The following is a 13,954-nucleotide window of genomic DNA, read 5'->3' as shown; positions in this document are numbered from 1 at the left end:
TTTTGGGTGATAGAGGCCCTATCATCCCGTTTCCATCCAAAAGTAATATCTTGCCGGTAGGTTCATAGGTGCCAGTTTTAATATTATGAATAGTCCGGTTGAGATTCCATTTAAAAGCTTTATCCAGATAGAACGTGCTTCTCATATTCCTATTTATATACAAATAGCGAATCATCTGACGCAGGCGATACAATCCGGTACGCTGTTGCCCGGTACCAAACTGCCCGGGGCCAGGACTTTAAGCGAGCTCCTGGACGTGCACCGGAATACGATCACCTCGGTATATGAGGAGTTATATGCCCAGGGCTGGATAGACGTAAAACCGAACCGGGGAGCAGTGGTGATGCCCCGTCTACCTAAAATAAAGGGACGGACGACGGAAAGCCGTGGTTACCCGGCCACGACCGGCTTTTCCTTCACAACGACCCCGCTTTTGGATAATCCGTTTGACCATGCCCCCTGCGACTATGTGTTTAACGACGGGGTACCTGATATCCGGCTCACACAGATCGACGATCTTTCCCGTTTGTATAGCGCCAATATGAAGCGCAAAAGCAATCAGAAGAAAATGAGTTATTATAATCAGGAAGGCAGCAGGTATTTTAAGGAACAGTTATCCCAGTATCTCCGGCTTTCGCGTGGGTTCAAAATATCTATCAATAACCTGCTGATCACGCGGAGTATTGAAATGAGCCTGTTTATTATCTCGGAGATCATTTTACAACAGGGTGATTATGTTGTAGTGGGCGCCCCCAGTTATTTTGCCGCTAATATGATCTTTCAGAAATCCAGTAACCGCGTACTGACAGTACCTACTGATGAGGAAGGACTGAATACCGATGCATTGGAGGAGCTATGCAGCAAACATATCATCAGACTGGTATACGTCACCCCCCAGCATCACTACCCTACTACCGTCAGTTTAAGTGCCCGGAGACGGATGGCCTTATTACAACTGTCAAAGAAATTTGGGTTTGTCATCGTGGAAGACGACCATGACTATGACTTTCACTATGATAAACAACCCCTGCTCCCACTGGCCACAGTAGATACCGAAGGTATGGTGATCTATGTTAGTTCGTTTGGGAAGTCTCTCGCTCCGGGGTTTCGTACCGGATTTGTCGTTGCGCCGGAAAATCTGATGGTGGAAATGCGCAAGTACCTGGGTATTATAGACCGGCAGGGAGATGTGATGATCGAGCAGGCTTTAGGAGAAATGATAGAAGAAGGCGCTATTCAGCGGCATATGAAGCGCTCCTTAAAGATCTATAAGGAACGGCGGGATTATATGTCTGCCTTACTGGAAGAACATCTCAGTGAATGGATACAATTTCAGCAACCCACCGGTGGACTCGCCTTCTGGTTGTCTTTTAAAAAACCGGTTAATCTGATGCGGCTCAAAAAGCTATGTGAGAAAAACAACCTCTTTATTCCCAGAACATTGCTTTATCAGAATAAAGAGGTGACCGCTTTGCGGGTTGGTTTTGGGCATCTGGATCAGGAGGAGATGGATAAAACGATTGGTATTTTGAAACAGGCAATCAGCGAATTGTAAATAGCACAATCAATGCTCCGGCATTCCTTCATGCATATTTCTAACAATAGAAACGCCTGCCATTATTTTCTTCAGGGCTTTATCCAGGTCCAGTTCCTCTTTCGTTATCACCTCATCAATGAAATGCGCATCCTGCAGGTTTGATTGTAATGGACCTCGTGGAGCATTGGCGTGCGTGGTATACATATATCCGGCATTTACTGTACCCTGTATATAAAAACTGTGGTGATATTCAATAATAAGACCTGCTTTCAGATTCCCGCCTACATGCAGACTATAATCATAGCTGGAATCGGCAATGATGGCATTGTGCACGGTCAGGTCTCCGGCAATACAGATCTGTGAAAACGTAAACAGGTTTTGTACGGTTACATGACCGAATACCATCATCAGTGAGATGTTTACTTCCATGGCGTCTTCCAGTATACCGGTCACCGTGAGATTTCCATTGACCATTACAATGTCATCCTTTAAAGTATTAGACCGTAAAGACAGCTCCCTGGAAAACCGTATCACCACCATGGGATTCCTGGCAAGGGCAAAATGTGTAACCGATATAGATGAAGCAATACGCCTTGAAAATGAGGCGATGCAGCTTTGCAGGCAATTGAATAAGCCAGCCACCACCTCTTACATCTGGTCGATCAGGGTGCTACCGGATTATTATCATCACAGAGAGCTGGCAGGAACTGTTTTAGATCTCCAAAAGTGCTATCGGTTTATTTTCTCTACCAGTTTCCTGAGTTTGACCGCATCATATGGCGCGCTATGGTGTAAGCATCATAAGCTACCAGGTTATTGAAATACCTGAAAACGTCGTGCTGATTTTTTGCTTCACTTCCTCCGGAAACTTATTATACTTCAGGTTCAGATGTTCCAGGTGCTTTAGCTCAAAGAATGTCTCAGGTAGCCAGGTCAGACCATTGGAAGAAAGATTGAGGTATTTTAACTGTTGCAGTTTATGAATGTCCTGCAAATCTTCCGGTTGCATACCAGGCGAAAGGATGTAGAAGAATCCGCCATTAGGTGCCGGTTGCATCACCTGTTTGATCCATTCCAGTTGCTGACGGAAATCCTCGTCTTCATCGGGCGCCATTTCTGCCATGAGATCAAGGGTATCCTGTGTAATGAACTCCTTCTTCTCTTCGTTTCGGTCTATTTCCAGATGTTCTAAGGTTGGAATGTCAAAGACCTCCGCTTTCCAGCCGAGGAACTTTTTGCTGATCACCAGTTTTTTAAGGTGCTTAAAGCCTGCGAAATTGGGGAAACTTTCCGACTGAGTACGGCTACCCGTCCAATGAAACTCTTGCAGCGTTTGCACATTCAGCAGACTTTCCGGTAACTCCCGGATGTTATTCTCCCGAAAATCGAATTGTTGCAGGTTTTTCAACCTGGTTATTACTTCCGGGAAAGGCGCCGGTGCATCCACATGGTTGTAACAACCATACATACTGAGTGTTTCGAGTTTATCCAAACGGGTCAGGCTATCCGGCAGCGGTATTGCCATGTAATCGATCTTCAGGACCTGTAAACTGCCTAATTCGCCCAGCGCATCCGGGAATGCGTTCAGGTCATAATTGGCGCCCAGGTTCAGTATCCGTAGCTTTTTTAGCTGACCGATGGCTTCGTGAATGGTCTTAACACCGCTATCGTACAGATACAACTCTTCCAGTTGCTGCAGTTCACCAATGACGGCTGGTATTTCACTGATCCTGTTCTTTGAGAGGGTGAGCTTTTTAAGGTTTTTTAATTTGGTAAGAGACGCCGGAAATACCTTCATCTTCTTATCTGACAAATCCAGCTCCACTATTTCATCGATATTGCCTGCAATGATCCTTTCCAGTTCCTCTTCATGTACCAGGCGGGTAGGTTTGGCGCCTTCCACAAAAGGCGATAGCCCTGCTTTCACCAGATCAATAAACTGCCATTCATCAAACTCATTATGTTGGTTAAATGTGGCCGGCACCATCACCTGCGGTAAAACCTCCTGTGTATAGTCATACTCAAAAAAATCATTCTGATCGCTATAGGTATTGATGAGGATAGCACCCTCCGGCTTTATATTGGAATCATGGTCTGAATTCAGTACATACGGCACATAAGTTGTGCCTTCAATTGTGATGCTACCATCGTTATAGTTTCCAAAAAAGGCATATCTGATATATGCGTCACCGGATATATGAATCGTATCATCACCACTTTTCAGCACGTCGCAGTGTACGTTACCTAATACCAGCAAAAGCGGATGATAATCACCAATATTAATATCACCTTCCACGGTCAGGTTACCATTGATCATAATCAGTACGTCACCCAGATCGGTATCCTCATTTAATGACTCCAATGTACCTGCGGCCCAGTCTGCAGTAAGACTCCCCTTAATAGTAGTATCTCCCTCGAAGTAAATGATCCTGTCATGATCCAATCTGTTGATGGGATCATACAATTTCATGTCAAATCGCTGATAAATTGCGTCTTTGGTAAGAAGCACCGGCATCGTCCTGTTGGTTTTTATAGGTTAAATCAGATTGTATAATACACTTTCAATTCTCGTTAAAAATCGATTGTTATCATGGCACTTCCGCGCCTTGCGCAGCCGTAATAGAACCGGATAACTTCGTCGACAGGACTGGCATCCGCCTGAACTTCCGAGTATGCAGGATCAATATTACAGCATATGAAAAAATGCTCCTTAAAACGTCCGGTGTCATTAACAGCGGCAAAATGAATGGCTAATATATAGTGCGCTTCTAAACGATAGGGATCATACCGGAATGCTTCTTCAAAAAACGCAGCTGCTTCAGCATAATCGTATTGCGCTAATGTGTCAAAGGCTTTTTGAAAAAGCTGGTTAATGGGTACTGTGGTTTTGTAATAACTGTTGATCAAAGGTGTTTCCACTTTATCGTATTTATATTCGCTCGTTGAAGTTCAAGCTTATTATGCTTCTTTATTATTGTTATTCTTCCAACCCTCCACACTGACGAAGGTCAAAAGTATAGTACTGCTGTGGGTTTAATAGCTATCACACTACTACAAATCATCTACATGATTACAAAACAAAAAACAAAAGCACTATACAAATATATATTATTTATCATAACAATACCTGTCTGCGTAAAAGAGCGCATTTTATATATAAACAGCAACCCGGCCTCCAATGGAAACCGGGTTGCTGTAAGCCTGGGTATGGGATCCCTATAGGCTATTGTCCTTTACAAGATAACTTAGGTTGATCAGAACTTCCGTTTCTGATATGGTGTGCCTGCACCGTCTTCGCAATAGCTTTTCAGACTTAACAGAAACATCGCCCAATTGTAATTACACCAACGGTAAAACTCTGTCAACTCGCGCCAGTTAAAATGTTTAAGCACTACTGCTGTAACGCCATCTTTCTCAGACAGTTCAAATGAAACACCCGTTCCGACCCATTCAGGATCGGATGCGATACATTCCCACTCGATCCGTTTATTCTCAGACAATTCAACAATCTTCATTTTAGTGCCATAGTCGTCGTCGAAATCAAATTCGTTTATAAAGCCAGGCTTTGGTTCTACGATCAGGGCCGTTGTCCAGAAAGCACCTAGTCCCTCCTGGGTGGTCAGCGCTTTATATACTTGTGCAACAGGCACTTTGATGTAGTTAATGTGTTCTATTTTTTCCATATGCGTTACGATGAATGTTGCCAGCCGCAATTTATCAAATGTCGGGTTCTCACAGGCGGTCATACGGGACAAGTATAAGGGTGAAACAGGACAATTATTTAGGGTTATATATGCATTTGAGTTATTATTCAATGCAGCATGCAGCAACGAAAATGTGGTGCCTACTGACGAATATATACGCAGAAACAGTCGTATCAAAGAGTCACTGCATGTCCGTTACAGCCCTGTCTGCCTATCTTTGCCTATAATCTGTCACACCTTTTACGATAACCCTTTTAAAATTCCCTAAATGAAAAAACACTTATACCTGTCTATTATTGCCTTCATTATTTGTTTGAGCGCTACCCAGGCACAAAATGCGGATCAGCAGTACTACAACACCTTCGCATTGAAATTCCACTACAAGGCAACAAGTTTCGTCGTAGACACGCCATTCCCAGGTGGTGCTTCACAAGCCTTTTTGTTATGGAGTGCCAACGTGTACCAGGATTCAACGAAAAGTTCTTTATCACTGGATCAGTTTGATGCCAGCGGTAACTTCATTTCCGAGCACATCGTACCACAGCCTGGTAAGCTGTTACCTTCTCTGCTGCCCAGGAAAATTATCCGCATGAAAAGCGGAAAAGGCTACTACCTCTTAGGTTACGTGATCCAGTCCCCTAACCTGATCAATGGTATTCCCGTGTATTCTACCCCGGTGATCATCCGCCTGGATCAGTTACTGAATCAGGTTTGGGTACAAAAACTGCACTTCTCTGCCGTTAGTACTGCCAATGCCAACGCGCTTATCGAGTACAATGATCTTATCGAGGCTGCTAACGGCGATGTGATCATTGCAGGTCGTTATAGTCCGGCGCCGGCAGGTCAGCAGATCAACATCCTGACAACCCGCCTGACCAGTGCAGGCGTTCTCGTGTGGAACTACCAGTACTCTACCAACTTTACCTGTAACGCCAATGCGCTGGCACTCACAGAAGCTACCGATAATAATATCATCCTGACTGGTTATGTGGAACTGTGTACCAGCGGCTTTGGCGGCCCACGCCAGGTATTGTTCCTGCGTCTCCAGCCCAGCGGTATCCCGGTTACCGGTTTCGCTTATCTCGGCGCTACCACGGAATCTGCAGGTACCAAGATCGTTAAACGTACCAATGTTTCCGGTAATGATGCCTTCTTTATTTCCGGTTTCACCGATGTCACGGCTCCTACAGGGGCAGTCAACAGACAGGTACTGATCATAGATGTAAGAGAAAATGGCGTCATAGCCGGCTCTTTCCATGTAGGTGACGCCGGTATAGAAGAGTCCAATGATCTCGTTATCCGCAACCTGGGCAACGAAAACTATCTCCTTTATCTCACCGGCTTTACTACCAGTTACTACACTGCGGTGAGTAAAGAAGTGTTTTTCCTGCAACTGCGTTACGTTCCTGGCTCTCTGGGGCTTGTGGAATTCAGCACCTTCCCTCAGACGGCCAGCTACACGGAAAGGTATGGCCTGGAAATAAAAGCCGCGGGTAAGGATAAGTTCGCGATACTGGCCAATGCCAACTATATCATCAGCAGCACCAGCAATACCAGTACGTTTACGAATGTGCTGCTTCGTGATCTTAGTACTACCAATCAGCAGTGTATCAAGTTACACCAGCCACCGGTGAGCATCATTAATTTAAGTCCCAAGCAGCTCTCCGTATCGCCGATCGCCCTTTCCTTCAAACCTTACGCGGAGAAATATACGCTGTTCCAGAAAGTATATCCAAAACTGCTCTGTGGTCAGTTCTTTATCAATCCATTCGATGCAGTCAACAGCGGTATAATTGAACAAAGGGTAGCTGCTCCGGGCACGCTTCCTAAAGTGACACCAGTTACCAGACCAGACATTGTGAGCGTTTATCCAAATCCGGCCAGCAATTACGTCTTCATCGAATACGGCAAACCTATTACAGCCAAAGTACAGGCGAAAGTATTTGGTGCCGATATGCGCCTGATAAAGACCGTTGAAATCAAGGATAACAACAGACAAACATTATCACTTGATGGTCTGCCGTCCGGCTTGTATTTCATCCAGGTGGGAGACAATAATAAAAACGAAACTTTTAAAATAATGAAGCATTAAGCTTCTCCTGAATATCAAAACAAGCGGGCGTCCACTAATAGTAGACGCCCGCTTATTTATTCCAGATACCATGTTGATCATCACAGTTCACCGCTGCTTCTCTCCCATCACAATAACGTTACATTCATAATGATTGACGATATTTAACACTAAAAGCAGCCATTTCGTTCAACGCCTTCTGCGAAGCTTCACTTGAAATATCTGTGAATGGCCATACATGTAATGCGCCTTCAAACAGCATTAATTCCGTCTCTACCTGACACTCCAGTAAACGTTTATACAAATTAGCAGCATCATCTTGCAGTATCTCATGGGTACCACACAATATCAGTACCGGTGCTAAGCCCTGGAAACTACCGTTGACAGGCGACAGATACGGATTTGATAAATCTTTACCCGCAGCATACATAGTGGCACATTGCCTGAGATAGGCCTGTGACAATATAGTGTCCAGTATTTTATTACGCTCATAGCTGGTATTGGTGCAGGTAAGGTCGACCCAGGGGGAAATGACAATCGTGTATCCTGCTGACGGACCTGCAGCTTCCCTGAGGAAAAGCTGTATAGACATAGCAATATTACCACCTGCACTATCACCAATAATACCGAAAGTAATCTGTGGATTTTCTGCCGTAAGCATGGTGATTACAGCAATACAATCTTCAATGCCTGCAGGAAAAGGATGCTCGGGAGCCAGGCGATAGTCAATCAGCAATACCCGCCGGTTTAATGTCCGGGCGATGTGACTTACCAGGGGTGCGTGTGATGTAAGCGAACCATAGATAAAAGCTCCGCCATGGATGTAAACCACAATATCGTTCTCTGGAGCGTTATCTGGCGAAAACCAGGCACAAGGAACACCTGCGATCGTCACCTTAGTCCTGTTGATCCCATCCGCAACAGCATAGGTATTACCTATTGCTTCAAAAGCTTCGCGTTCTTCCTTAAATTTGTTCATTGGCATCAAGATTTAATAACGCAAAAGTCTGAGGTCCGCTGTTGGGAAAAAATAAGATATCTTAATTTTTTCCATCAGCCAGCGGTTAATTTTGAGCGCCGGACTATAATCACGTCAAATATGCAGTACGACAACATCCTACGGAATATCAGCCGTTACGTTCTCCTGACACCAGCACAGGAAGCCGCTTTTTGTGATTTACTGAGCATAGAAACCGTTAAAAGGAAGGAGTTGTTACTACGGGAGGGCGATGTTTGTACAGATGAATATTTTGTTAACAAGGGCTGTCTCCGGCAATATTTTGTAGACAGGAAGGGCCTGGAACATAACCTGTATTTCGCAATAGAGGACTGGTGGATATCCGACCTGTACAGTCGTACCCAGATGGCTCCTTCCTATTGTAATATTGTTGCACTTGAGGACTCGGAGCTGGTGAAAATCAATCACCAGGCATTGGAAAAGTTCATGACGAAGGTGCCTGAGCTTGAGCGCTTCTTCCGGCTTTCCTATGAGCAATCTATGGTCAACCAACACCTGAAGAACCTCCAGATGTTATATATGACGGCGGAGGAGCGTTATAGCTATTTCCGGGAGCGCTTTCCGGCGCTCGCAAACCGTATTCCACAAAAACATATCGCTACCTTCCTGGGCTTAACTCCTCAGTTCTTTAATACTATTCACGCCAAAGTGCTACGCGCAAAAAAAGAAGCTTCAAAATAGGAAATAAGACCTGCGTTCCTGTAATACTAAAGATATCTTAAGATTCATCTTTGGATAAAGGCACACCTTTGTGGGCATGTGAGCAGCAATGCTATCGTCCACTTTAAAATTAGTATTATGTCTGTTGTTTTAATGTCCTTTCCTAAAAGGTCAAAAATTGTAGCGCTTGACCGTACGGGAAATGCGTCTTTCTCTGCCTATAGAGCTAACAGAAAAGAATATGATGGATTATTAAGTCCGGTGATTGGCTTTGATGATTTCAGACTTAGCAGTGACGTATTTGGTCCACATCAGCATCGCCATATCTCTGCGCTCAGTTATCTCTTCGAAGATTCTGCGTTCTATCACAACAGGGATTCTATGGGAACAGATCTGACGATCACAAGCGGTAGTCTGCTGTGGACATGGTCAGGTAATGGCGTGACACATCACGAATTTCCCGAAACCGCTGATACGAAGATCCACGGTTTGCAATTATTTCTTGAAATACCAGCAGAGACCCGCAATTTACCTCCTAAAAGCATACTCATTCCGGTTGAGAAAATGCCATTAAGAGATACGGATGGCGTAAAAGTGAAAGTAGTAGCAGGAGCTGCAGCAGACATGGTGAATGAGGTTGTCACTCCGGAGCGTATCACCTTCCTCGATCTCACCATCGCTGTGGGTAAAAGCTTTGAACACCTACTGCCTGCAGGATGGAATGGTGTGTTCTATGTATTATCAGGTGTGATACAAATAGAAGCGGCAGCTGAAAGCTTTACATTGAATCCCTATGAAACGGTAGCGTTGGGATCATCTATGGAAGACACAAAGATTACTTTTTTGGCGAAGGAGGATTGTCATTTATTATTCATTAGTGGTGTTCCTCTTGATTGATCATCTCTTTGACACATGCTTACTACCTTCTCATAAGAGGATATTGCTACCTTCCTAAGATAAAAAATTAAGGTACCTTAATTTTTTATCTTCCTCAAAATCCTGAGCTTTATGGCGTTCTTATAAAATGCCACCACATGGATTTTGAACGTTTACTTTCTACCATACGCCGTCATACGCAACTCACTGAACAGGAGGAAATGAAACTCTGTGCGATATTGCGCATTAAGAAGCTTAAGCGCAAAGAATTCCTTGTAAGAGTTGGTGACGATGCCCGCCACGAGTATTTTGTCAATAAGGGGTGTCTGCGCACATACTATATCGATGAGAAAGGAACGGAGCATAATACATATTTTGCCATAGAGGGTTATTGGTTATCAGATATATACAGCAGGACATTTAATACCCCGGCGCTTTGCAGCATCGTAGCCCTGGAAGACAGCGAATTAGTACATATTCCTAATATCGCACTGGAAGAACTGCTGATCGATGTGCCTGCCCTTGAACGTTTCTTCCGTATCTCCTATCAGAAATCGCTTGCCACAATACATCTTAAACAGATACAGCTGTTATCTATGAATGGCTGTGAGCGATATAATTATTTTCGGGAGAAATATCCGGAAATAGATAAACGTGTTCCGCAGAAACATATAGCGAGTTATCTGGGGTTTACGCCGGAATTTTTTAATACGGTACGGTCGAAGGCGATACGGGAGAAGGTGTTGTCATCAGCGAAAGTTGGCTGGTAATTGAGCATTATTGCGCCAGCAACTGACAAATTATCAATCTGTCTCACTATGGTGAATAATATTCAACGGATAGTGCTCTCCCAAACCGGCATCTCTCAACGCTTTCCTGAATACCCGACGGTAGTCAGAAGGGGTAGTCATCAACAACCTTAAAAACGTCCGACGCAAAGAGCTAAGACCACCAAACCCGCACATCTCTGCGATATTTTCCAGCGAATTATCTGTGTCTTCCAGTAATTTCCGGGCCTGCTCAACACGTACTTTCTCTACAAATTTCGCGGGAGAGGAACCTGTCTGCTTATGGAATACCCTGGTAAAATTGCGGGGGCTCATGTTCATATGTTCTGCTATGCGGCGGACATCCAGTGTTTCCTGCATATGTGCCATTACCCAGATACGTAACTTCTGGCTAAGACCCGAACTTTCAGGAGACGGGAGCAAACTTGCAAACTGGCTTTGATAGCCGGGTCTGTATAAATAGACGACCAGTTCCCGTGCTACCTGAATAGCTACTTCCTTACCAAAATCTTCCTCTACCATTGCCAATGCCAGATCGATGCCTGAAGATACTCCGCCTGAGGTGTAAATATGCCCATCTTTCACGAAGAAAGGATTCGTATCAACGCTGAGCTGCGGATAGCTTTTTTGCAGTTTCTCATTCAGTCCCCAATGGGTTGTTACCTTACGATTGTTGATAAGGCCTGCTTTAGCTAAAGCAAATGCACCTGCACAAACAGAAGCAATTCTACGTGTATTTTTTTCATTCCTTCCCGAAAGCCAACTGTAAAAAGGATCGAACAATTCCGCAGAAGATTCATGCGATTCGTAATTGGATATAATAAGCGTATCTATACGCGATCTGATATTGATCGCGCTTATCTGGCATAAAATATCTGCACCTGCACCTGTAGTAACTTTCTTTTCGGCTGTTGGAGATGCGATCTGAACATCATACCCCTCACTTATGTCTAAGTGCCTTAGAAATATATTGGCAGTAGTAAATACGTCTGCCGGGCCAACGAAGTCCATTAGCATACGGCCAGTCATAGCCACGATAACGATCTTTTTTCTCTCTGATCTTTTTCTGCTTCCGGGAACCACTTCTTTCATAACAACAAAATTAGGCGAGTAATATGTTGTCTCAAAGGACATAAATGACGCATTTTAGGCCATTTTTTTATACTGGAGAGAAATTTACATGCTTTAAATATCTCCATTTCAAAACATTCAAAATCAAACCATTAATCACTAATGGGATCTTAATTTCTAACACAGAAATACATCATTCAGATAATTTTTCGACATGCCTGATAGTCTGGCGGAATTGCGAATACCAGCTGAAGGTAAATAACTTTGCGTCAGACTAATGGGATGGAAATGATAAAAACGACACTAAACGGAACAGAGATATTAAGAAAGGAATCAGAACTAAAATATGAAAAAAGATATCAGGTAAACAGCACCCTGGAACATACGCGGTAGTATGTTCCAGGATTTTCTCCGAACACTTTATCCTGGTGTCATCTGACATTTATTCCGAGCGGGCTGCTGCCCCGGCATGTCATTAAATCCAACCATCACTATAATTTTTTAAACCTTATGAAACAAAAAAACTATACCCCTTTAATCGGGGGATTGACTATTGCTATCAATGGTCTGATAGCGACTGCCTACTTCTTACCGAAATTCGATTGTTTGAAGGGCTATGATTTTTCCGTGCTGCCGTTGATCAATGCCATATCAAACGGAGCCACATTTATTGCTTTGCTTGCAGCCCTGATCGCAATAAAGAAAAAAAATGTGCTGCTGCATAGAAGTTTCATATTTCTGGCATTTGCGTTTACTGCCTTATTTCTTTTCTCCTATTTGCTTTACCATTTCTCAACGCCTTCCGCCAAATTCGGAGGTACCGGTATCGTCAGGGGAATTTACTTCTTCATATTACCCACGCATATTTTTCTGGCTGTGTTGATCGTACCGCTGGCATTGATCACTATGGGGATGGGATTGAATGGCAATATTGTAAAGCATCGTAAAATGGCAGCATGGACCATGCCTATATGGTTATATGTCAGCTCCACCGGAGTCATTGTTTATCTGATGATATCACCTTATTATCCTCATTAATATTTTCAGCAATTTTTTTATCACGCTATATATAAATTTTATGAAAAGAAATCTGATATACGGCATGTTAGCCAATGCCATCATACTTTCGGGCTGTTCGTCCGGCGGTACACAATCGCAAACGGCTACTACACCAACTGTACCAGTGGCTACCGTCAATTCGGGGGATGCCATTGTCTATACGGAATATCCGGCAAAACTAGAGGGTCAAACCGATGTTGAGATCAGAACCCAGGTGCCGGGGATACTGGAAAAAATATATGTTTCTGAAGGCGCTTATGTAGAAAAAGGGGCTCCCTTATTTCAAATAGACGAGCGACCTTATCGTGAGGAATACAACAATGCGGAGGGAGAATTACTTGCTGCAAAAGCGGGCGTGGCTGCAGCAAAACTGGAAATCGATAAGTTGACGCCATTGGTTCAGAATAAAGTGGTATCTGCTTATCAGCTAAAAACTGCGCAAGCGGCCTATGAAGCCGCACTTGCTAAGGAAAAGCAAGCAAGTGCAAAAGCGGGAAATGCGAAGATCACATTGGGATTCTCTACTATCACAGCGCCAGTTAGCGGTTATATCGGCAGGCTTTTCAAGAAAGCAGGGAGTCTACTTGCACCTTCAGATACCCAGCCACTATCCTATCTTTCTGACAACCGGGAAGTGCATGCTTATTTTTCCATTGGAGAAGCTGATTTTGTCACTTTCAAGGATGGTTTAAAGGGTACTTCGATCGCTGAGAAATTGAAAAATGCGCCTGCTGTAAGTATGTTACTCTCCGGAGGAAAAGAATATTCACAGACAGGTTCACTGGATATGGTTGATGCAGCTTTTGATAAAAATACCGGGGCAATTACTTTACGCGCAACATTCCCAAATAAAGAAGGTTTACTACGTTCCGGCAACTCAGGCCGGATAAAACTGGCACTTAAACAATCCGGAGTGATCAGTGTACCACAGTCTGCCACATTCGAAATGCAGGATAAAACATTTGCATTTATAGTTGACCCTAATAATAAAGCACGTCAGGTGGCATTAACAATATCCGGATCGACCGGAAGCACTTATTATATCTCTAATGGGATAAAACATGGTGACCGGCTTGTTTTAAAGGGGCTGGAATCTCTCAGGGATGGCGTAACCGTAAAGCCTGAAATATCGAACGAAAAATTGGCGAGCAATTAATCATAATTACAACA

At 43.8% G+C, this 13,954-nt stretch carries 14 protein-coding genes; 8 read left to right on the top strand and 6 right to left on the bottom strand.

Features of this window, described 5'->3' with window-relative positions:
• Positions 1 to 85 precede the first annotated feature (85 nt).
• On the top strand, positions 86 to 1,555 hold the full coding sequence (locus BMZ72_RS03875) for a MocR-like pyridoxine biosynthesis transcription factor PdxR (protein ID WP_089805424.1): 1,470 nt from the start codon (positions 86 to 88) through the stop codon (positions 1,553 to 1,555).
• 9 nt (positions 1,556 to 1,564) lie between these two features.
• On the opposite strand, the gene BMZ72_RS03870 is transcribed toward BMZ72_RS03875, so the two are convergent.
• Positions 1,565 to 2,011, bottom strand: a complete 447-nt coding sequence (locus BMZ72_RS03870) for a hypothetical protein (protein ID WP_143087590.1) — start codon at positions 2,009 to 2,011, stop codon at positions 1,565 to 1,567.
• Between the two features lie 4 nt (positions 2,012 to 2,015).
• On the opposite strand from BMZ72_RS03870, the gene BMZ72_RS03865 reads away from it, so the two are divergent.
• Positions 2,016 to 2,357 carry a hypothetical protein gene (locus tag BMZ72_RS03865; RefSeq protein WP_143087589.1) on the top strand — a complete coding sequence of 114 codons (342 nt, stop codon included), beginning with the start codon at positions 2,016 to 2,018 and terminating at the stop codon, positions 2,355 to 2,357.
• On the opposite strand, the gene BMZ72_RS03860 is transcribed toward BMZ72_RS03865, so the two are convergent.
• The 3 genes from BMZ72_RS03860 to BMZ72_RS03850 form a co-directional block, all read right to left on the bottom strand.
• Positions 2,343 to 4,052: a leucine-rich repeat domain-containing protein gene (locus BMZ72_RS03860; RefSeq protein ID WP_089805418.1), complete on the bottom strand. Its 1,710-nt coding sequence runs from the start codon at positions 4,050 to 4,052 to the stop codon at positions 2,343 to 2,345. The genes BMZ72_RS03865 and BMZ72_RS03860 overlap by 15 nt on opposite strands.
• A gap of 56 nt (positions 4,053 to 4,108) precedes the next feature.
• Positions 4,109 to 4,456: a hypothetical protein gene (locus BMZ72_RS03855; protein ID WP_089805416.1), complete on the bottom strand. Its 348-nt coding sequence runs from the start codon at positions 4,454 to 4,456 to the stop codon at positions 4,109 to 4,111.
• Positions 4,457 to 4,791: 335 nt separating this feature from the next.
• Positions 4,792 to 5,283 carry an SRPBCC family protein gene (locus BMZ72_RS03850; protein WP_218155197.1) on the bottom strand — a complete coding sequence of 164 codons (492 nt, stop codon included), beginning with the start codon at positions 5,281 to 5,283 and terminating at the stop codon, positions 4,792 to 4,794.
• Between the two features lie 226 nt (positions 5,284 to 5,509).
• Between BMZ72_RS03850 and BMZ72_RS03845 the strand changes: the two genes are divergently transcribed.
• Positions 5,510 to 7,333: a T9SS type A sorting domain-containing protein gene (locus BMZ72_RS03845; protein ID WP_089805414.1), complete on the top strand. Its 1,824-nt coding sequence runs from the start codon at positions 5,510 to 5,512 to the stop codon at positions 7,331 to 7,333.
• A gap of 124 nt (positions 7,334 to 7,457) precedes the next feature.
• Here BMZ72_RS03845 and BMZ72_RS03840 read toward each other — a convergent pair whose 3' ends face one another.
• A complete protein-coding gene (locus BMZ72_RS03840) occupies positions 7,458 to 8,291 on the bottom strand; it encodes an alpha/beta hydrolase (RefSeq protein ID WP_177222668.1) in 834 nt (277 codons plus the stop codon).
• A 120-nt stretch (positions 8,292 to 8,411) separates the two neighbouring features.
• Between BMZ72_RS03840 and BMZ72_RS03835 the strand changes: the two genes are divergently transcribed.
• The 3 genes from BMZ72_RS03835 (at position 8,412) to BMZ72_RS03825 (ending at position 10,636) form a co-directional block, all read left to right on the top strand.
• Positions 8,412 to 9,011: a Crp/Fnr family transcriptional regulator gene (locus BMZ72_RS03835; protein ID WP_089805410.1), complete on the top strand. Its 600-nt coding sequence runs from the start codon at positions 8,412 to 8,414 to the stop codon at positions 9,009 to 9,011.
• A gap of 117 nt (positions 9,012 to 9,128) precedes the next feature.
• Complete coding sequence (locus tag BMZ72_RS03830; RefSeq protein ID WP_089805408.1) at positions 9,129 to 9,887, top strand: pirin family protein; 759 nt, start codon at positions 9,129 to 9,131, stop codon at positions 9,885 to 9,887.
• A gap of 137 nt (positions 9,888 to 10,024) precedes the next feature.
• The gene (locus BMZ72_RS03825) at positions 10,025 to 10,636 is read left to right on the top strand and encodes a Crp/Fnr family transcriptional regulator (protein ID WP_089805406.1); all 612 of its coding nucleotides are present in this window, start codon (positions 10,025 to 10,027) and stop codon (positions 10,634 to 10,636) included.
• Between the two features lie 33 nt (positions 10,637 to 10,669).
• On the opposite strand, the gene BMZ72_RS03820 is transcribed toward BMZ72_RS03825, so the two are convergent.
• Complete coding sequence (locus BMZ72_RS03820) at positions 10,670 to 11,746, bottom strand: GlxA family transcriptional regulator (protein WP_255373096.1); 1,077 nt, start codon at positions 11,744 to 11,746, stop codon at positions 10,670 to 10,672.
• A 489-nt stretch (positions 11,747 to 12,235) separates the two neighbouring features.
• Between BMZ72_RS03820 and BMZ72_RS03815 the strand changes: the two genes are divergently transcribed.
• Both BMZ72_RS03815 and BMZ72_RS03810 read left to right on the top strand, forming a co-directional pair.
• Positions 12,236 to 12,763: a DUF420 domain-containing protein gene (locus BMZ72_RS03815; protein WP_089805402.1), complete on the top strand. Its 528-nt coding sequence runs from the start codon at positions 12,236 to 12,238 to the stop codon at positions 12,761 to 12,763.
• Between the two features lie 145 nt (positions 12,764 to 12,908).
• Entirely contained in the window at positions 12,909 to 13,940 is a 1,032-nt protein-coding gene (locus BMZ72_RS03810) for an efflux RND transporter periplasmic adaptor subunit (RefSeq protein WP_255373095.1), read from the top strand.
• The last annotated feature ends 14 nt before the right edge of the window (positions 13,941 to 13,954 follow it).

It is taken from the genome of Chitinophaga sp. YR627, assembly GCF_900114995.1.
GTDB lineage: Bacteria > Bacteroidota > Bacteroidia > Chitinophagales > Chitinophagaceae > Chitinophaga.
The sequence above is the reverse complement of the archived record's forward strand: the minus strand, read 5'-3'. Positions and strand labels throughout refer to the sequence as shown.

What these genes read in the sequence shown, in the direction of transcription:
- BMZ72_RS03840 (WP_177222668.1), bottom strand. Translation starts at nt 8,291, where the DNA reads ATGAACAAATTTAAGGAAGAACGCGAAGCTTTTGAAGCAATAGGTAAT.
- BMZ72_RS03815 (WP_089805402.1), top strand. Translation starts at nt 12,236, where the DNA reads ATGAAACAAAAAAACTATACCCCTTTAATCGGGGGATTGACTATTGCT.
- BMZ72_RS03875 (WP_089805424.1), top strand. Translation starts at nt 86, where the DNA reads ATGAATAGTCCGGTTGAGATTCCATTTAAAAGCTTTATCCAGATAGAA.
- BMZ72_RS03825 (WP_089805406.1), top strand. Translation starts at nt 10,025, where the DNA reads ATGGATTTTGAACGTTTACTTTCTACCATACGCCGTCATACGCAACTC.
- BMZ72_RS03870 (WP_143087590.1), bottom strand. Translation starts at nt 2,011, where the DNA reads ATGGTCAATGGAAATCTCACGGTGACCGGTATACTGGAAGACGCCATG.
- BMZ72_RS03845 (WP_089805414.1), top strand. Translation starts at nt 5,510, where the DNA reads ATGAAAAAACACTTATACCTGTCTATTATTGCCTTCATTATTTGTTTG.
- BMZ72_RS03835 (WP_089805410.1), top strand. Translation starts at nt 8,412, where the DNA reads ATGCAGTACGACAACATCCTACGGAATATCAGCCGTTACGTTCTCCTG.
- BMZ72_RS03830 (WP_089805408.1), top strand. Translation starts at nt 9,129, where the DNA reads ATGTCTGTTGTTTTAATGTCCTTTCCTAAAAGGTCAAAAATTGTAGCG.
- BMZ72_RS03865 (WP_143087589.1), top strand. Translation starts at nt 2,016, where the DNA reads ATGTCATCCTTTAAAGTATTAGACCGTAAAGACAGCTCCCTGGAAAAC.
- BMZ72_RS03860 (WP_089805418.1), bottom strand. Translation starts at nt 4,052, where the DNA reads ATGCCGGTGCTTCTTACCAAAGACGCAATTTATCAGCGATTTGACATG.
- BMZ72_RS03820 (WP_255373096.1), bottom strand. Translation starts at nt 11,746, where the DNA reads ATGAAAGAAGTGGTTCCCGGAAGCAGAAAAAGATCAGAGAGAAAAAAG.
- BMZ72_RS03850 (WP_218155197.1), bottom strand. Translation starts at nt 5,283, where the DNA reads ATGACCGCCTGTGAGAACCCGACATTTGATAAATTGCGGCTGGCAACA.